The 19,156-nt window shown below is 41.8% G+C and carries 13 protein-coding genes; 5 read left to right on the forward strand and 8 right to left on the reverse strand.

Annotation, left to right across the window (positions count from 1 at the left end; all coding sequences use genetic code 11):
• Positions 1 to 138: 138 nt before the first annotated feature.
• Both MFF31_RS21875 and MFF31_RS21880 read right to left on the reverse strand, forming a co-directional pair.
• On the reverse strand, positions 139 to 1,515 hold the full coding sequence (locus MFF31_RS21875; RefSeq protein WP_238191025.1) for a (Fe-S)-binding protein: 1,377 nt from the start codon (positions 1,513 to 1,515) through the stop codon (positions 139 to 141).
• Positions 1,508 to 2,923 carry an FAD-binding oxidoreductase gene (locus MFF31_RS21880; RefSeq protein ID WP_238191026.1) on the reverse strand — a complete coding sequence of 472 codons (1,416 nt, stop codon included), beginning with the start codon at positions 2,921 to 2,923 and terminating at the stop codon, positions 1,508 to 1,510. Before MFF31_RS21880 ends, MFF31_RS21875 begins: the two co-directional genes overlap by 8 nt.
• Before the next feature lie 185 nt (positions 2,924 to 3,108).
• On the opposite strand from MFF31_RS21880, the gene MFF31_RS21885 reads away from it, so the two are divergent.
• A complete protein-coding gene (locus tag MFF31_RS21885; RefSeq protein WP_238191028.1) occupies positions 3,109 to 3,840 on the forward strand; it encodes a FadR/GntR family transcriptional regulator in 732 nt (243 codons plus the stop codon).
• Positions 3,841 to 3,965: 125 nt separating this feature from the next.
• On the opposite strand, the gene MFF31_RS21890 is transcribed toward MFF31_RS21885, so the two are convergent.
• The 6 genes from MFF31_RS21890 to bioB all read right to left on the reverse strand — a co-directional run bounded on the left by MFF31_RS21890 (position 3,966) and on the right by bioB (position 9,905).
• A complete protein-coding gene (locus tag MFF31_RS21890) occupies positions 3,966 to 4,379 on the reverse strand; it encodes a VOC family protein (protein WP_238191030.1) in 414 nt (137 codons plus the stop codon).
• A gap of 108 nt (positions 4,380 to 4,487) precedes the next feature.
• Complete coding sequence (locus MFF31_RS21895) at positions 4,488 to 5,069, reverse strand: TetR/AcrR family transcriptional regulator (protein WP_238191032.1); 582 nt, start codon at positions 5,067 to 5,069, stop codon at positions 4,488 to 4,490.
• A 15-nt stretch (positions 5,070 to 5,084) separates the two neighbouring features.
• Complete coding sequence (locus tag MFF31_RS21900) at positions 5,085 to 5,510, reverse strand: VOC family protein (RefSeq protein ID WP_238191034.1); 426 nt, start codon at positions 5,508 to 5,510, stop codon at positions 5,085 to 5,087.
• Positions 5,511 to 5,706: 196 nt separating this feature from the next.
• Positions 5,707 to 8,211, reverse strand: coding sequence for an excinuclease ABC subunit UvrA (uvrA, locus tag MFF31_RS21905; protein WP_238191036.1), 2,505 nt, complete (start codon positions 8,209 to 8,211; stop codon positions 5,707 to 5,709).
• Positions 8,212 to 8,461: 250 nt separating this feature from the next.
• The gene (locus tag MFF31_RS21910; protein WP_238191038.1) at positions 8,462 to 8,632 is read right to left on the reverse strand and encodes a TetR family transcriptional regulator C-terminal domain-containing protein; all 171 of its coding nucleotides are present in this window, start codon (positions 8,630 to 8,632) and stop codon (positions 8,462 to 8,464) included.
• Positions 8,633 to 8,828: 196 nt separating this feature from the next.
• Positions 8,829 to 9,905: a biotin synthase BioB gene (gene bioB, locus MFF31_RS21915; RefSeq protein WP_282570562.1), complete on the reverse strand. Its 1,077-nt coding sequence runs from the start codon at positions 9,903 to 9,905 to the stop codon at positions 8,829 to 8,831.
• A 221-nt stretch (positions 9,906 to 10,126) separates the two neighbouring features.
• On the opposite strand from bioB, the gene MFF31_RS21920 reads away from it, so the two are divergent.
• From MFF31_RS21920 to MFF31_RS21935, 4 genes are all read left to right on the forward strand, one after another.
• Positions 10,127 to 11,071, forward strand: coding sequence for an iron-hydroxamate ABC transporter substrate-binding protein (locus MFF31_RS21920; RefSeq protein ID WP_238191040.1), 945 nt, complete (start codon positions 10,127 to 10,129; stop codon positions 11,069 to 11,071).
• A 19-nt stretch (positions 11,072 to 11,090) separates the two neighbouring features.
• On the forward strand, positions 11,091 to 12,095 hold the full coding sequence (locus MFF31_RS21925; protein WP_238191041.1) for a FecCD family ABC transporter permease: 1,005 nt from the start codon (positions 11,091 to 11,093) through the stop codon (positions 12,093 to 12,095).
• On the forward strand, positions 12,092 to 13,099 hold the full coding sequence (locus MFF31_RS21930; RefSeq protein ID WP_238191043.1) for a FecCD family ABC transporter permease: 1,008 nt from the start codon (positions 12,092 to 12,094) through the stop codon (positions 13,097 to 13,099). Before MFF31_RS21925 ends, MFF31_RS21930 begins: the two co-directional genes overlap by 4 nt.
• Positions 13,100 to 13,561: 462 nt before the next feature.
• Positions 13,562 to 19,132, forward strand: coding sequence for a family 10 glycosylhydrolase (locus MFF31_RS21935; protein WP_248565551.1), 5,571 nt, complete (start codon positions 13,562 to 13,564; stop codon positions 19,130 to 19,132).
• The last annotated feature ends 24 nt before the right edge of the window (positions 19,133 to 19,156 follow it).

Consider the following 19,156-nt stretch of genomic DNA (forward strand, 5'->3'; position numbering starts at 1 on the left):
CGGCAGTCTAGGACTTTATTTTCTAGCCCATGGCTGCCACTGTCTCTATTATTGGGACCAGTCTAATACTTATTTTACGAAGTCTGACGATTTTATAATTAGAAAACCTCGTCGGATCATCCTCTTCAGTCTAGCACTTTATTTCACTTGATCATCTGTAAAGACACGCTCATACAAATAATCAACGATATGTTTCGCTTCCATTCGGAACGGTGGCTGATGCTTCTCGATTCCAAGCTTCATCTGGAGCAGGCATCCAGGATTACTTGTCAGCATATAAGCAGCATTCGTATTCGCAGCATGTTCCATCTTATGCTCTAGCAACTGTCCAGCCATCTCTGGCTGAAGCACATTATAAGTGCCAGCTGAACCGCAGCACCGATCTGATTCCTTCATCTCTACATAGGTCGCCCCTTCAACGCTGCGCATTAATTGTCTTGGAGAATTTGAGCTCTTCATCACGTTGCGCAAATGACAAGAATCTTGATAAGTAATCGATACTAATTTACCAGCATCCTTATGTTCCGAAAAAGCAGGAATTCGCCCCTTTTCAACGATTAGTTTGCTGACATCAATGACCCTCTCTGCAAACCAAGATGCATCCTTGCGAAGCTGAGGATCTCCTTCTTCATGCATCAAATGATCATATTCAACCAGCAATGCACCACAACCACCCGCATTCGAGGCAATATAGTCTATGCCTGCGCCTTTGAAGACATCAATATTAACTTTTGCTAGCCCCTTCGCTTGGTCCATCTCGCCACTATGTGCATGAAGTGCGCCACAACATACTTGCGCCTCAGGAATAACAACGTCAAAACCTGCTTCTGAAAGCAGCTTTACTGTATTAACATTCGTTCCCGCAAACATAACATCCATAATACAACCTCTGAATAAGGCAACCCGCGCAATAGCCTCACCCTTAGCTGGATAAAATGTACCAAGCTGCTCTACGACTCCTTTTGAAGTTGACTGCGGCAAAATACTTTCCATTTCCCTTAGATGTTGAGGAAATAATCGCATGATTCCTGTTCCTCTTGCTAACTTCTGCAATCCTGACTTCTGATAGAAGCCTAGAGATCCACCAAGCAGCTTTAAGTTACCACGCTTAGGAAACACACCTTTAAAGAGCAACTTCCGAAGTCCTTTAACCGGAGCACTATGCTCGGCATGATCTTCGATCGCATCTCTTGCTTGTTCAATCAATTGGCCGTATTTCACATCGGCTGGACACACTGGTTCACACGCTCTACAGCCGAGGCAATGATTCATCTGATCCTGAAATGCCTGATCAGGGTCCATCAGTCCATCAGCTACCGCCTTCATTAAGGCGATGCGACCACGCGGCGATTCTGGTTCAACGCCTGTTTCGCGGAAAGTCGGGCAAGCTGGCAAACAAAAGCCGCAACGCATACAATTCGTGAGCTGATCATAATCCAGCTTGTTCAATAACGTTTGAGCCAACGGATTTTTATGCTGGATATTCGGCTTATTGATCACATTTGTATTAGCCATGCTGCAAAACCACCCTTTTTTTCGTTTCTTTGGCGAAGATCTTGCCTGGGTTGAGCAAGTTATGCGGGTCAAACGCCGCTTTAATTCCGCGCATAACCTCCATCCCTGGTGCGCCTACCTTCCATTCCAAATATGGCGCTTTGACAATGCCAACACCGTGTTCCCCAGTTATCGTACCGCCAAGTTCTATCGAAGCTTCGAAAATTTCGGCAAAAGCTAGCTCTACTCGGTGAATCTCTTCCGCATCTCTAGCGTCGGTTGTCGCAGTAGGGTGAAGATTACCGTCACCTGCGTGACCGAAAGTAGCGATGGTGACATTATATTTTTTGGCGATTTCATTAATACGCAGTACCATATCAGCTATTCGTGACCTCGGCACGGTTGCATCCTCCAATATCGTGGTTGGACGAAGACGAGCAAGCGCAGTAAAGGCACTTCTACGAGCAGTAAGCAGCTTCTCAGCTTCCTCTCGGCTCTCTGCCACATCAATACGATCAGCCGATTCCATCGCACAAATTTCTCTAATCAGCTCGATATCTCTTTCAACTGTCTCAGGATCTCCATCCTGCTCAATTAGAAGAATGGCTTCCATATCAAGCGGCAGTCCGAGCTTGGCAAAATCATCAACGACACGAATCGTTGGATTATCCATAAACTCAAGCGTAGCAGGAATAATTCTAGCTTCAATAATACGTGATACCGTCCTCGCAGCACCGTACAAATCACGGTACATCGCAAGCATCGTCTTCTTAGCTCTTGGCGGAGGAATAAGCTTAAGTGTCGCCTCTGTAATAATTGCGAGTGTTCCTTCCGAACCAACAAGTAACTTAGTCAAATCATAGCCTGCCACATCTTTCATAAGCTTGCCGCCGGTCCGGATGATACTGCCATTTGCTAAAACTGCCTCAAGACCAATAACATAATCTTTTGTAGTTCCGTATTTGAGGCCACGTAGACCACCTGAACATTCTGCTATATTCCCGCCGATCGTACTAATTTTCATACTGCTCGGATCTGGTGGATAAAACAGACCTAATCCTTCTATATGTGCGATCAGTTCTGCAGTAATAAGTCCAGGTTGTACAGTGGCCGTCAAATTTTCTAAATCAACTTCCAAAATGCGGTTCATACGATGCATAACCATAACAACTCCACCATGTGCAGGAACAGTTCCTCCACATAAATTGGAACCTGAGCCTCTACTAACAAGCGGAATTTTATATTCATGAAGCACCTTCATAATAGCGGATACTTCTTCGGTTGAAGCTGGATAAATGACACCATCGGGCAATGACTGTAACATTGGAGTGCCATCGTAAGAATGAGCAACTAACGCCTCTTTGTCATCGCGAAAACGAGTTCCCCCAACGATAGCACGCAGTTTAGCAGTTATTTCAGAATTTAGCATAAGTACCTCCAACAAATAGAATAAGGATGAATATACACTAACAAAGTTGCAGATAATTGATCAGGTCATCAGATGACTTTTCAAATATTATAGCTTATGCTTATACTAAAATACAGAGTCTTCTAGCCAATATTATCAATCATTCATTAAATTGAAGCACATAAAGGAATAGGAGACGGTCATTTATGCAAAATATGCGGATCGAAACGGAAAGAGGACATGAAATTGTAAGCCGATTAATCCTTGAACGGATCGACAATGGATATTGGGAACCTGGTAGCAAACTCCCTTCAGTTGTAGATTTATCAACAGCATTCGGCGTTGGTCGTTCCACTGTACGTGAAGCGCTTAGTGCACTGAAAGCTATGGGCTGGCTCGATATTCGGCATGGCGGCGGTACATTTGTAAAGAAAGTATTGCCGACAGCACATTCATCGCACGGTGGTGGGTCGATATTTCAAGAAGCGGATTCCATACTCGAAATATTGGAAGTTAGGAAAGTGCTTGAAGCAGGTACGGTTTCACTTGCAGCAGAACGACGCAGCGAAGAGGATCTTGAGAAGTTGTTAATCATATTGGGTAAAATGGAGCAAGCTTTGCTCTCAAATGATACCGCTCAAGGTGAACAAGCTGATGTAGAATTTCATGCTGCAATTGCAGCCGCATCCAAAAACTCGCTGCTCATTGGACTTATGGACTCATTGTCTCAACGACTCGCTGAAACAATTGGGAAAACACGGGAACTGCGGTTCTATCAAGAAAAAGCAAATGCCTTGCGACTACTTGAAGAGCATAGAATGATATTCCATGCGATCGAGCAGTCTAATGTTGCGGAATCCACAAGACTAATCAGTATCCACCTTACAAAGGTTGAAGCTGAGCTTAACACGATAATCAGTGAGCAAAAACAATCATAACCGGATAAAGTTAACTAAAGAGGTCCGCTTACAATACTAGGAGAAGCAACTACGCTGAAAGATATGTTAAAGAGCCCTATTCAAAGATCCAATTGGATCTTTGAATAGGGCTCCTTCTAGATTGCTTATTCCGCTACATGACTCGAATCCATATACACTGCTTCCCACAGATGGCCGTCTACGTCCTGAAAGCTCGCTGAGTACATAAAACCGTGATCAATCGGGTCTTTGGAGTGTGAACCCCCTGCGTTCAAAGCACGGCTCACAATTCCGTCTACCTCTTCTCTGCTGTCCACTCCGATAGCAAGTATAACTTCTGTAGAAGTAGCAGCGTTTGCAATCGGTTTGTTAATAAATGTTTTGAAATATTCTTCTTGTATTAACATTGCAAATATATTTTCTCCAATAATTAAACAAGCTGCATTATCATCTGTAAACTGCTTGTTGAACTCAAACCCAACTGCGTTAAAAAAATCAATGGAAGCTTTCACATTTTGCACGGGCAAGTTAACAAAAATATTTTTTGCCAAAAGGGCCATCTCTAATCACCTCATCGTTTAGTAGGAAGTTATCCCCTCGTCCTAATTTACCATAAACTTATAATACCATTAGATTAATTAAAAAATTCAATTCAAGACAAACCAAACTTAACGTCCTCTCCCCAATAACAACGTAAGCATCTTCATCGTTTCTTCCATTGAATCTCTAGTATCTTCCAAATGAGCCATCCATAGCGCAGATTCGTTCAAGGCACCTGATATAAAGTGGGCCATCGCATCTACCGACACATCACCTAACACTCCCTGTTCCTTCATAAAAACAAGTTGCTCCTTCAAGTGACGTAGCGAATTCTGTTCATCTAACTCACGCCATACGTCCCAACCTAATACTGCAGGTCCTTCAACGAGCAATATTCGTTTATTCCTTGGTTCAATAGCTGCACTCAGAAACGCACGACAGCCTTGCAATAGCTGGTCCATTAAATCGTCGCTTTTAGAAGCTTCTTCCTCTACCCGCTCCCCAACCTCTTGCTGAACGGCTTCGAGTACAGCGTGAAATAAACCTCTTTTGTTGCGAAAATGATGGTACAGCGCTCCTCTAGTTACATCGGCTTCCGTCGCAATCTGCTCCAATGCAACTTTCTCATACCCTTGCTCCGCAAATTGTTTTCTTGCAACATCGATCAGTCTGCGGTTTGTTTCGTTCGCATCGTCCTTCGTCCTTCTCATGAAACTAGCTCCTGTCTACCATACCTTTTCATTAAATAGCTCACTTAGTTCCTCTGATGGCGGGATAATTGTAATCATATCGATAAGAATACCATTAGGATCACAAGTAATAAAATGCCTCTGACCAAAATCTTCATCTCGAATATTAAGCAATAAAGGAAGTTTACCTTTCACAATCATTCTCTCGTATGCTTCGTCCACATTTTCAACTTCAAAATTCAGCAGTAATCCTTGCGTACGTTCACGGTATCCTTCAGGAATAGTCTCATGTGCCGGATCAAGCAGCGCCAGCTCATAAGACTGCTCACCTTGTATAAGCTTTAAGCTAACATACCAATTAGATTCAAATACAGGAACAAATCCAAAATGCTCCTTATAAAAGGATGAACTTTCCGATAATTTCTCAGTCATAATGACAGGATAAAAGCTGTTTGTTTTCATTGTTTGCACGCTCCCCAATTTTATAATTCGATCTTCGGATATATGTAATTTAACATACATTCAGAATGTATGTAAATATCTCAAGAGCATTTATTCCATTTTTTATGATCTCACAGTTATTTATGGGCAAAAAAACCTCCGAAGAGGTTTTTTGCTACAATCGTTATTGAAATATTTTACGAGTTAAATCGTCCCCTTATTGTAGAAGCTGCTTCAAAAACTGTCCCGTATAAGAAGCTTCAACTTCTGCCACTGTCTCAGGCGTACCTTCTGCTACGATGAAGCCCCCAGCTGCTCCCCCTTCGGGACCAATATCAATAACCCAATCCGAATTCGCGATCATATTGATATTATGTTCAACAAGTATGACCGTATTGCCAGCATCAACAAGCTTGTTAAGCAATATCTCTAATTTACGAACATCTCCAGGATGCAGACCAGTGGACGGCTCATCGAGCAAATACAACGTGTGCTGGGAAGTCTTTTTGCTTAATTGTTTCGCTAGTTTGATCCTTTGTCCCTCGCCACCCGATAACGTGTTAAGTGATTGACCCCATTTTAAATACCCAAGTCCAACCTCTGACAACAGTTTTAACGTATCATGAATCTTTTTCTGCCCCTCAAGTAAAGTCATGCTTTCTTCAATGGACATATCAAGCAGATCTGTTATGCTATGACCTTTATAAGTAACAGCAAGTACTTCTTCCTTAAAACGTCTGCCGCGACAAGCGGGACAACGCACTTCAATATCTTGCAGAAAGTGCATATGCACGGATACAACACCTAATCCTTGGCATTCCTCACATCGACCACCTTGTGTGTTGAATGAAAAATGTTTAGCTGTTAAGCCAGCTCCCTTCGCTTCCGGAAATCCAGCAAACCAATTTCTTAAATGTGTATACACATCCGTATAAGTTGCAATGTTAGAACGCTGCATGCGAGACAGTGGTGATTGATCTACCATAATAACTGGTCCCGCGTCCTCCCAGCCTGTAATACGTTCACAACCATCCGGTTTATCCTTTTCTGGTCCTGACTCAGCAAGAAGATCGAATAACAAGGTGGACTTACCAGAGCCAGATACTCCTGTTACCGATACTAGGCAACCAAGTGGGAAAGCAGCCGTAATGCCTTTTAAATTGCGAAGATGTGCATGATGGACTGTTAATTGCTTACCGTTGCCTTTTCTACGTGTTGACGAATTGGAGGAAGCTTGTTTCTCTCTAAATATGTTTCCTGTGACGGATTTCGGTTGGTTCATTAGCTCCTCAAGACTTCCTTGACCAACCACTTCCCCTCCAAATTTGCCTGCTCCAGGGCCAATATCAATAATATGATCGGCAGCACGCATCACTTCCTCATCATGTTCAATAACAAGAACAGTATTACCGAGATCACGAAGCTGCTTTAGCACCTGAATGAGACCACTCGTATCGCGCGGATGAAGACCAGCTGTTGGCTCATCCAAAATATATAAGACGCCCGTCAGGCCTGAACCCAATATCGAAGCTAGTCTCAGTCTTTGAGCCTCTCCCCCAGATAACGTAATAATCGGACGTTCAAGTGACATATACGATAACCCGGCATCAATAATACGTTTCAAACGTACGATCATATCGTATAGAATCGGTCCAACAAGTATCTCTTCCTCAGTCGATAATTCAACCTTCAACTGCTCCAGCCATTCTAAAGTGACACCTAAAGCACGTGAAGAAGCCTCATGTATAGCAAGTCCATTTACTTTGACAAGTAGGCTTTCCTTACGTAATTTCGCACCGTGGCAACTCGTACAAACTCTCTGCTTGAACAGTGAAGATTCTGTTGAGTCTCCACCTTTTTCGCTATATCTTCTCCAGATGCTAGTTACTACACCTTCAAACTTTCCTTGCGTTACCGCTTTAGGTGGTTTCTTATTTGGAAAATGTGCGACAAACGTCTCGCTCTCCGCACCGTAGTAAAGCAAATCAAGCATGGCAGTGTCGTAGTTTTGTAGTGGAGTATGTTCGTCAAAGGACAAGCCGTAGTAAAGAGCAGCCGCTTTTAAAATAGACACATTATAGTCGACATACATCCCTTGCCATAATCTAATCCCCCCATCACGAATACTTTTTTCTTTATCAAATAGGGCATCTATATCCAAGCTTGCTACATGACCAAGCCCACTGCACTCTTGACAAGCACCCTCTGGTTTGTTGAACGAAAAGTGAGACATTGTCAGTTTGTCTAGCGAATGACCGCAAGCCCCACAATGCACCTTCTGATTATAGTCAGTATCGTCCTCATCATCTGAGACAAGCTTGGCACTTGGCTGCCCACCAATAATAGGCTTGACGCTTTCGCCACAGGCAGGACATGGACGTTCCCCAAGCTTTGCATAAAGAATACGCATCAACGTATATATATCAGTGACAGTCCCGATCGTTGAGCGCGGGTTACGATTAGTAACATGCTGCCCGACACTAATTGAAGGGGACAAGCCTTCGATGGCATCCACTTTTGGCTTGCTAACATCTTCGGATACCATCCCCATTGATTCCATGTACTGTCTTTGACATTCCCTTTGTAACGTATCCATTGCTAAAGTAGATTTTCCTGAACCCGAAGGCCCCGTTACAACGACCAACTTATGCTTAGGTATTTCGAGCGAAATATTTTTTAAATTGTTTTCTCTTGCACCACGAATTTTAATTGTTCCGAACACCTTATAGCCTCCTTGACTTTCACCAATCATTTGACGATCAATTTCATTTTACAACATTCATGCAAATGCAAAGGTTAGGACAATAAAAGGTTAAATAATAAGACTTTCTTTTTAAAAGTTTGCCACATTACTTTAATCTTTAAATTCAATGTTAGAAGCTCATTTAACTTGTCACAGCGCTTGTCACACATTTATGCAAAAAAACGGACCCCGTTGTCAACGTGCAACAACAAAGTCCCTCCTTGTTTGACTAGTTACAAATGGAATCCAGATTCAGTTTAATGACGTCAATGATTTTATCCCTGCTAATGCGCTCTGGATCTAATAGTGCGTGTAGTGCAATACCATCAATAAGCGCATATAATCGCTCAATTTCGAGTGATAGAACTAAACCTTTTTTTAATAACTCAAACTGATCCATTGACTCCATTAAAGAAAGCAAGCCCTCAATCAGTTACTTTATTTGGCCCAAGTCCGAGAAAAAATAAGGTGAAAAGATAAATGAACTCCGCTCCTTATCTATTAACAAATACACCTATAGCTTGATTTCTATACATGAAGCAACCGCTATTACCCGATCTTTCTCACATAGAGACGAACAATAAACATTTATACGATTATGAGCAACTCTGACCCTGACAACCACTTGTATCTAGCGTATGCCCGCAACCTGTTTCAATGTCTAGATGGCTAGTATTCAGCGCATTTAGCTCAATTTCAAAGCCCATATCTTCGATTAATTGATGGTCATCTTTAATCTCTTGCCCTGCCGTCGTCAAATAATCACCAGCGAATAGCGAGTTCGCGGCATATAACGATAATGGCTGTAGACCTCTCAAGTTCACTTCACGCCCACCAGCAACCCGAATTTCTTTCGTAGGACAAATAAAGCGGAATAAGGCCAAAACTTTTAATGATTTAATAGGTGCTGTAGTTCCCGCATTCTCCATTGGTGTACCAGGAATGGCATTCAGGAAATTAATCGGAATCGAATCGGCATCCAATTCTCGAAGTGCATAAGCCATTTCTACAATCTCTCGATTACTTTCACCCATCCCTATAATGACGCCAGAACAAGGTGACATGCCGCTATATTTTGCCCGCTGAACCGTCTCAACACGCTGATCATATGTATGAGTTGTTGTAATGGAGGGATAATTTTCTCTACTTGTGTTCAAATTATGATTATAACGGTGTACGCCAGCGTCTGCTAACAGTTCTGCTTGATTTTCTTTCAAAATACCAAGACATGCACAAATTTTCAATGGCATCGTTTCCCTTATTTCCCTCACTGCTTCAATAACTTGACGAAGCTCTCGATCTGTAGGTCCTTTACCTGCAGCTACTATACAATAGGTACCCGCTTTGCGAGCTAGTGCTTCCCTCGCTCCTGCAAGTAGTGTTTCTTTATCTAGCAACGAATATTTTTTTACCGGCGCTGTCGAAACAATCGATTGTGAGCAATAGCCGCAGTCTTCCGGACAAAGACCGCTTTTAGCATTAATGATCATATTGAGTTTTACTTTTTTTCCGAAATAATACTTTCTCACATAGAAAGAAGCTTGCATAATTGGTAATAATTCATCATCTGGAGCTTCCAAAATAGCTAATCCTTCATCTACTGTAAGAAGTTCACCAAGAAGCGCTTTCTCTGCTAAGGATTCCCAATTTAATGTTGATTGGCTTATATTCATAAGAATATCCTCCTCTATTCGATTCATTCACCCATATTGTAAACTAATTTTAATATAATTTGGTTAACAATATAGCTAAGTAATTTTACCAAATGAGTGGATAGCTGTAAAGATGCTTCAATTGGAAGAAATTGTACTTTGACAAAGATCTTCTATCTCTATAGACTAGGCTGAGTGAAGTTGATAATCATTATCACCAAGAGAAAAAGGGGAGTTTCAAAATGAAAAAAATATTATTACCATTTGCTCTAATATTGATGCTGCTAGTCAGCGCTTGTGGTGGAGCAAACAGCAATGACCCTGCAAAAAACACAACTAGTACAGCCAAGCCTTCTCCATCCGATAACAAGACTGGAACATTTACATACGAATCTCAAAAAGGACCTGTAGTCGTTCCTGCGAATCCACAACGTGTGGTCGTTCTTTCTTCTTTTGCCGGTAACGTAATGGCACTGGGTGTAAATCTTGTAGGTGTTGATTCTTGGTCCAAGCTTAACACTAACTATGACAAATATATTAAAGACGCTGCGGAAGTTACGGATGAAAACCTTGAGAAGATCATCGAACTTAATCCTGATCTAATCATTGGCCTAGACACGATCAAAAACATTGAGAAAATTAAAGAAATCGCCCCAACTGTAGTATTCACTTACGGTAAACTTGACTATTTGTCACAGCATGTTGAAATTGGAAAACTACTAAACAAAGAAAAAGAAGCTCAAGCTTGGGTTGACGACTTCAAACAACGTGCTCAGAAAGCTGGAGTAGAAATTAAAGCGAAAATCGGTGCAGACAAAACTATTTCTGTAGTCGAAAGCTTTAACAAACAACTATACGTATTCGGCGATAACTGGGGTCGTGGCACGGAAATTCTTTATCAAGAAATGAAATTGGCTATGCCTGAAAAAGTAAAAGCAAATGCTTTGAAAGACGGATATTATGCGATATCTCCAGAAGTTCTTCCAGACTACATGGGTGATTACGTTATAATGAGTAAATATACTGAGAGCGATATGTCGTTCCAAGAAACAGAGTCATACAAAAACATTCCTGCAGTAAAAAACAAACAAGTTTTTGATGTAAATGGCAATCAATTCTATTTCAATGATCCGCTTACATTGGAAATCCAACTGAATTTCTTTATTGAAAAGCTGTTGGGTAAATAATTTTGTGGGACAACTACCTATGACAACAAAACGAAAATTACCTTATGTATACAAACTTATTGCCGGCATTGTTTTTCTTGCCGGCATGTTTGTTGTATCGATCACACTAGGAGCAGCAGACATTTCTATAAAGGATATTTGGCTGGCGTTAACTTCAACAACGGTTAACAAGGACATCCTTATTATTCAAGAAATTCGACTGCCAAGAGAAGTAGGAGCAGCTTTAGTAGGAGCAGCATTCGGAGTATCAGGTGCGATTATGCAGGGAGTAACACGTAACCCTCTTGCTGATCCTGGTCTTCTCGGCCTTACTTCTGGTGCGAGCGCTATGCTCGCTATCACACTAGCCTTCGCACCTAATCTTAATTATTATGGCATCATGATTGCATGTTTTATTGGTGCAGCAATCGGTGCAATCTTTGTTATTGTGTTGAGTACAGCAAAGAGAGGCAAGGTGTCACCATTTCGTATTGTCCTTGCTGGCGCTGCCATTTCCACCTTTCTAATCGCTGTTACTGAAGGTATTGGACTTTATTTTAAATTATCTAAATTTATATCTATGTGGACAGCGGGCGGGCTCATCGGTACAACTTGGGGGCAATTAGCTCTAGTCGCACCCATTGTTATTGTTGGTATCATTGTTTCCATCATCTTTTCAAAGCAACTGACGATTTTAAGTCTCAATGAAGAAGTAGCTATTGGTCTTGGTCAAAGGCTTACGCGAATTAGAGTACTATTATTTATTGTCGTTATCCTTCTTACAGGTGCATCAGTAGCATTGGTTGGTAACTTAGCTTTCATCGGACTAATGATTCCTCATATCGTTAGATCCATTACAGGTACAGACTACCGATACATTGTGCCGATGTCTGCAATAATTGGAGCGGCTTTTATGCTGTTAGCTGATACTATGGGACGTTTAATCAATGCACCCTATGAGACACCTGTCGTTGCTATCGTCTCCGTGTTGGGCTTGCCATTCTTCTTATTCGTCGTACATAAAGGAGGCAAATCCTTCTCATGATTCAAAAAGCAATTATTCGCAAACAACGTCTACTTGTTTTTGCCTGCTTAGCATTAATTGTAGCTACCGTCATCATTAGTCTAGGGCTCGGTTATTCTACTGTTTCATACGATCGTATACTACCGACCTTACTTGGTGAAGGAAGTTTTAAAGAAGAATTTATTTTGTTCTCCATTCGCTTGCCACGAATCATTGTCACTTTACTCGCTGGTATGGCTTTAGCATTATCAGGTTCTATTTTGCAGTCCATTACTCGTAATGACTTAGCCGACCCAGGAATTATCGGTATTAACTCAGGTGCTGGTGTCGCTGTGGCTTTGTTTTTTCTGTTCCTCCCTTTAGAAGCAGGAAACTTTGTCTATTTACTTCCTGCTGCTGCTTTTGTTGGAGCATTGCTAACAGCTGGCTTAATTTATTTGTTTTCATTTAACAAATCAGAAGGTTTAAACCCTACCCGACTTATACTCACTGGAGTTGGCTTCTCGACTGCTCTATCTGGAGTTATGATCGTGATCATCTCTTCAGCTGAAAGAGCGAAGGTAGATTTTATAGCGAAATGGATTGCAGGTAATGTGTGGGGTGCCGATTGGCCCTTTATATGGGCTATCTTGCCATGGCTAGCCATTCTAATCCCCTTCACCCTGTATAAAGCTAACCAATTAAATATATTAGGTCTTAGCGAGCCAGTATCAATAGGAGTTGGCCTTCCTGTAGAACGAGAACGTATCAAGCTTCTGCTAGCCGCAGTTGCACTTGCTGCTTCGGCCGTCTCCGTTACAGGAGGAATTGCTTTCATTGGCCTAATGGCGCCTCATATTGCCAAAGCGATGGTCGGTCCTCGCAACCAGCTATTTATTCCAATCGCTATTCTGGTAGGTGGATTCCTGCTGCTGCTTGCTGATACAATTGGACGTAATGTACTTGATCCTGATGGAATTCCAGCAGGTATCGTCGCTTCCTTAATTGGTGTTCCTTACTTCGCTTACTTGATATTGAAGAAATAAATGGAACAATTATTGATAAAGTGACCTTCAAACTGATCTTAGTTTGAAGGTCACTTTTTTCTACGCTCTTCAAACACTATCTATTTTCTTCAAACACTATCTACTTTCTTCAAACGATATCTCCTCTCTTCAATCAATAGATGGTGGATTATGGCTATTCATTGAAATATTAAAATAGTGATAGTGACAATGTCATTAATTAAATCATTTAAATAATTGTTCACTAATCAAAGTACTACACGCCCTCAGGCACAAGTAGGTAAATTAGACTATCTATATGGATTAGAGCTCGATCATTTTGTGTCGAATTTTGTTGTTATTCGTCATAAAAAATAGACAGGTCGGGTCTATTTTCAGTATATACAAATTATTTCGAAAATTTTATACTATATGGGAGTTATATTTCGAAATTTTATTTCAGAATGGATGTGGTAATCGGCACGCTTCTCTCTACTGCTCGTATTGAACGATCCAACCTATCTGAAAGGAAGTGCTGGTATGTATGTACATACAAGGAAGAAGACAAAGGGCTTAATTCTCCTATTAGCATTTACAGTTATATGGGGGACATTGTTTACAGGTTTTGCAGATGCAAATGAAGGTGAAGCTTTACCCGATCAAGTTCTGCCAGTCGAAGAACAAATCGACACCATTACTGACAATATTATTGAAGCGCCCCTGCCAATTGATCCTGAGGCAAGCTTCGCTATAGCTGCAAGCCAATTTCAGCTCATTGAAGATTTTGAAGATGTAAGCGATATCACTATTTCAGAAGTCCGTACCGTTCCCGGTTCTACGAAGCTAAATCATAGCACTCGTCCCGGACCAGTTCAATATGGGAGAGCTTCTGGACAATTCAACTACAATTTTACTGGAACCGAAGGAACATCGGCATCCTATATGAATTTTAATGGTGCCTCTGGTCGCATATTAGACGGCTACCCAAAAAAGCTTGGCATGTGGGTGTATGGAGATGGAGCAAAACATTGGCTGCGCGGCATGCTTGAGGACAAAAAGGGTGTAAAACCCTATCTGGATTTTACGGTAACAGGCGGATTAGATTGGAACGGCTGGAAGTACGTAACCGCTAATGTACCAGCTAACTTAGAAGCCCCTATTAAACTAAGACAAATTTATATTGCTGAATTAAACAATAACAACAAAAATAGCGGAACTCTTTTTTTCGATCAATTGTCTGCAATTTATTCGAATTCTTCTATATCATCCATCGATTTAACTGGTTTGCATGGACTAGAAGTTGGAGAAAAATTGCAAGCTCAAGTACTTGCTACAACTAACGGAGCCGTTACTCTCGAAGATGTGACCACAAGTGCAACATTTAAGAGCAGTTCTGATGCTGTCGCTATCATTAATGAAGACGGTGAAGTCGAAGCAACAGGCCTTGGAACTACAGTCATTACAGCAACTTATGGTGATTTACATGCCAATTACCCATTAACCGTTAGTGACACACCAGTATTGGCAGAAAGCATTGAATTAGAAGGCAGTATTCATTTAGAAACCGGAGCTTCAGAAAACATCAAAGCGTATGCTTTTTATTCCGGTCAAATGGAAGCGGTTGCATTGAAGTCTGGTATTACTTACACAAGCAGTTTGCCAGAGGTAGCTTCAATTACAAACGATGGAATTGTAACCGCAAGCGGAATTGGAACAACTACTATTTCAGCTTCTTACGAGGGCAGGTCGTTTACTTATTTGTTAACGGTAAAGCAACCCATTCCTATACTCCAAACCATCCGGATAGCTGACTTAACACCACTCACTGAGGGAAATACGAAAACCTTGAGTGTATTTGCTACCTACTCAATGCTTGGCGAAGAGATTGATGTAACCAATAAAGCTCAGTTTCAAAGCAGCAATCCATCTACGGCAACTGTAAGCACAGAAGGAATTGTAAGTGCAATCGCGGCCGGAACAACAAAAATCAAGGCAATTTTTGAAGGAAAGGTAACGGAATATTTACTCATCGTAACTTCCCCCAAGCAATTGCCTAAACGCGAGCTTCGTGCTGCGTGGATTGCCTCTGTTGAGAACATAGACTGGCCCAAAAAAGAGGCCACAACAGTAGAAGAACAAAAAAGCGGGTTTATCGAACTACTGGACGATCTTGCAGATAGCGGCATTAATGCTGTTATCGTTCAGATCAAACCAACAGCAGATGCGTTCTATCCTTCAAAATATGCTCCGTGGTCGGAATGGTTGACCGGCACTCAAGGAAAGGACCCTGGATATGATCCTCTTGCCTTTATGTTAGAAGAGGTTCATAAACGAAATATGGAATTCCACGCATGGTTTAATCCATATCGGATCAGCATGCATACCGATCCCAATAAACTAGTCGATAATCATCCAGCTAAGCTAAATCCGGATTGGGTAGAAAACTATGGCGGCAAATTAATTTTCAATCCTGGAGTACCTGAAGCAACAGAGTTTGTCATCGATAGTGTAATGGAAGTAGTGAACAATTATGATATTGATGCAGTCCACTTTGACGACTACTTCTATCCTTATCCCGTTTCAGGCGCAGACTTCCCAGATAGTGAGGAGTTTGCAAAATACGGTGTAGGCTTTACCGACAAAGCAGCATGGCGCAGAAACAATGTCGACACGTTAATTAAAGGGTTAGCTGATGAAATTAAAGCAAGTAAACCATATGTAAAGTTTGGCATTAGTCCATTTGGAATATGGCGTAATAAAAATACAGACCCTACTGGCTCTGATACGAACGGACTTCAAAGCTATGATGCCTTATTTGCCGATACGAAGGGTTGGCTTGAAAAAGGATGGCTCGACTATATCGCACCACAAAACTATTGGCATTTCGGTAACGGGCCTGCCGCTTACGAGAAAGTACTTGACTGGTGGAGATCGATTACAAAAGACCACAACGTTCACCTTTATATCGGTCAAGCGATGTACCGGGTAAACACTTGGGAAAATCCCGAAGAAATGGCTAATCAGTTACTTTATAATCGCAGCTTCCCAGCTGAAATAGACGGCAGTATGTTTTTTAGCGCCAAAAACGTCGTTAACGTTCCCGATGGAATAAGGGACACAATCGTCAGTGAGCACTATCGTTTCCCAGCACTCCCTCCTACGATGCCATGGCTAGATAATGTCGCTCCGAAAGCACCTATATTAACATCGGCGATTAAATCTCAGATTGGAACTGCACATTTGATGTGGGAGGATGTGGATAAAGAAAGTGACGCAACATATTACGCTATCTATCGTCAGGAAGGATCGGCGCCCCCAGATATATCGAATGCTGAACACTTGTTAACAACAGTTCGTAAAGTTAATGGTGCAGGAGAAGCAGTTACAAGTTACATCGATAAGACAGTGTCCGAATGGAACAACTACACGTATGCCATTACTGCACTGGACCGATTGCACAATGAAAGCTCGGCAAGTGATTCAAAAACACTTGTAAGCGTACCGGGTAATCCAAGACAAGAAAAGGTTATGGCAATCAGCGCTGCTGAAGGAATTGTTGAGTTAGAGATTTCAGGGAAACTTAAACTTGCAAAGGACTATATCGTTCAGCAAAAGTTGGGAGATACAGTCGTAACACGAAAGCTTAACGAAGTAATGGTAGGTGCTAGCAATATTACTTTTCATCTAAATGAACGAAATGAAATCACCAAAATTGAACTAATCGGTGAAACACCGCGTAACACTATGCGTGTTGGCATTAGGTATACCATTAATGATATTACTGACTTAACTCAACTTGATCATGAAACAATCGAGTTCACATCTGAGAAGCCAATCCGTTTCGTTGATAAGATCGGGGCTAAACAGTTCGAAATTGATGCAAATACACGTATCAGCATGATCGTTTCCAGTGGAAGCATCCGAATCGAGCAAAATGGAGTCAAATTGTACGAAACAAGCAATCGGATATACATCTCTCCTACTGTTGATTCGTCACTGATAACAGTTGCTTCCCTGAAGCGAGCGAATGGCATTCCGAAATATCGTGGTCATTTCGAAGTCTCCCTGTCACCTGTTGCAAACAAGCTAAGATTGATCAATGAGCTAGATATCGAGCAATACTTGTATCAAGTTGTACCAAGTGAGATGCCTGCATCATTTGGACTAGAAGCATTAAAGGCTCAAGCTATTGCAGCAAGAACCTATGCGCTCACCGATTATTTAGTAAGTCGTTTCGCCGATCGTGGCTTCCATATTGATGACAGTACATTAAGCCAAGTTTATAATAATAGCGTTGAAAATGAGATTACGAATCAGGCGGTTGATTCTACTGCTGGTCAAATTATGTTAAGTAACGGCATGTTAGTTGATGCTAGGTTCTATTCAACATCAGGTGGGTATGGTGCATCTAAGCATGAAGTATGGGCGGATACCATTACGAACAAATTTCCAGGTACACCGATCCCTTATTTGATGGCAAGAAGTTATACGAACACTCCGGGAAATGACCAAACGATGCTAAAGATTGATACCGCAAACGAAACGGCTGTAAATAGGTTTTATAAAGACTTATCTCATACGGGCTATGATTCAGATTCTCTTTATTTCCGATGGAAGGTTGGGCTTACCCGTTCTGAGCTTGAAGCAACGATTAGTAAAAATATAAAGCTCCGTTTCAACGCTGATCCCCACTCCATCTTAACGAAACAGACTGATGGCAGTTATGCGAGCAAACCAATTCCAGCAAGCGGAATCGGTGAGTTGAAGAACCTTATTGTTCATAAACGCGGAGCGGGCGGCAACGTCACTGAGCTAATTATTGAAGGCTCCACCGGCACTTATAAAATAGTAAAAGAATTCAACATCCGCTTTACTATCCGTCCTAATAAAACGGATGCGGCAAGTACAACAGATATATTAGCATATCGGGCAAAAGGCGCCTCTACCGACTATGACCCTGCCGCTACATTAAAAAACGCCAGCATTCTTTATTCAGCTTTCTTTACATTCGATACCGAACGAAATAAAGAAGGTGTCATTGAACGTATTACATTTTTCGGCGGTGGCAACGGTCATGGAGTCGGCATGAGTCAATATGGTGCTCAAATGCTCGTCAAAAAGGGCTGGACATACTCTCAAGTACTGAATGCTTATTATGCCAATATGACGATCACCAAGTTAAATGCACCTATCATCACGAGCATAGCGGCAACTGGACCCGACACTCTTGTTGCGGGCAATACAGCCAGTATCAATGTTCGTGGTTCATTCTCGAATGGTGAAAGTATAGCTGTTACCACTGGTGTTAGTTACGCTAGCAGCAACGACACGATAGCAACCGTTCATGCTGATGGAAAAATAAGTGCTAATGCGGCAGGTGTCGCGATCATTACTGCAACTGTGGGAAGCTTTTCTACCCAGCATACAATAACGATTCGTCCCGCTCCGACTGATCCCGGTCCAGGGACTTGGCCTGTAAATCCAGGTACTGAAACCAAACCTGAAAAACCAGACCCTAAACCAGAGGCAGACATACAACTGGTGGACATTAAAGAACATTGGGCTAAAGAAGCAATAAAACGAGCTGTAAAAATTGGCATTGTTAAAGGATTTGACGACAATACATTCCGTCCTCAAAGAGAAGTATCCCGCGCTGAATTTATTACACTTCTTATGCGCGCATTTCCAAGCTCAGAGAGCTCAACGTCTACGCTTGGATTTACCGACACAAAGGATATACCAACATGGGCGTTGGCATCGATAAAAAATGCCGTTTCTGCAGAATTGATTACCGGCTATGACGACAACTCGTTTAAGCCCAATAAACCGATTACACGGGCAGAAATGACAGCATTAATCGTGCGTGTTGCTGGGCTTCAACCAATCAGTGATTCTTCTCTTACCTTTATTGATAAGGATAAAATGCCAAGCTGGGCACGCGGTTACATCGCTGCAGCAGTAAAAGCAGGCTTTATGCAAGGGCGTTCAGGAAACAAATTTGCTCCTGCCGCTATGTCGACTCGTGCTGAAGCTGTCGTACTCCTTTTAGCCGTGCTCGACTATAAAGAAAAATAGGAAGTAAAGATGGGCTGCCACTCT

Source organism: Paenibacillus sp. L3-i20 (assembly GCF_022180385.2).
Classification (GTDB): domain Bacteria; phylum Bacillota; class Bacilli; order Paenibacillales; family Paenibacillaceae; genus Pristimantibacillus.

What these genes read in the sequence shown, in the direction of transcription:
- MFF31_RS21875 (WP_238191025.1), bottom strand. Translation starts at nt 1,515, where the DNA reads ATGGCTAATACAAATGTGATCAATAAGCCGAATATCCAGCATAAAAAT.
- MFF31_RS21895 (WP_238191032.1), bottom strand. Translation starts at nt 5,069, where the DNA reads ATGAGAAGGACGAAGGACGATGCGAACGAAACAAACCGCAGACTGATC.
- MFF31_RS21900 (WP_238191034.1), bottom strand. Translation starts at nt 5,510, where the DNA reads ATGAAAACAAACAGCTTTTATCCTGTCATTATGACTGAGAAATTATCG.
- MFF31_RS21880 (WP_238191026.1), bottom strand. Translation starts at nt 2,923, where the DNA reads ATGCTAAATTCTGAAATAACTGCTAAACTGCGTGCTATCGTTGGGGGA.
- MFF31_RS21930 (WP_238191043.1), top strand. Translation starts at nt 12,092, where the DNA reads ATGATTCAAAAAGCAATTATTCGCAAACAACGTCTACTTGTTTTTGCC.
- MFF31_RS21910 (WP_238191038.1), bottom strand. Translation starts at nt 8,632, where the DNA reads ATGGATCAGTTTGAGTTATTAAAAAAAGGTTTAGTTCTATCACTCGAA.
- bioB (WP_282570562.1), bottom strand. Translation starts at nt 9,905, where the DNA reads ATGAATATAAGCCAATCAACATTAAATTGGGAATCCTTAGCAGAGAAA.
- MFF31_RS21885 (WP_238191028.1), top strand. Translation starts at nt 3,109, where the DNA reads ATGCAAAATATGCGGATCGAAACGGAAAGAGGACATGAAATTGTAAGC.
- MFF31_RS21925 (WP_238191041.1), top strand. Translation starts at nt 11,091, where the DNA reads ATGACAACAAAACGAAAATTACCTTATGTATACAAACTTATTGCCGGC.
- MFF31_RS21890 (WP_238191030.1), bottom strand. Translation starts at nt 4,379, where the DNA reads ATGGCCCTTTTGGCAAAAAATATTTTTGTTAACTTGCCCGTGCAAAAT.
- MFF31_RS21920 (WP_238191040.1), top strand. Translation starts at nt 10,127, where the DNA reads ATGAAAAAAATATTATTACCATTTGCTCTAATATTGATGCTGCTAGTC.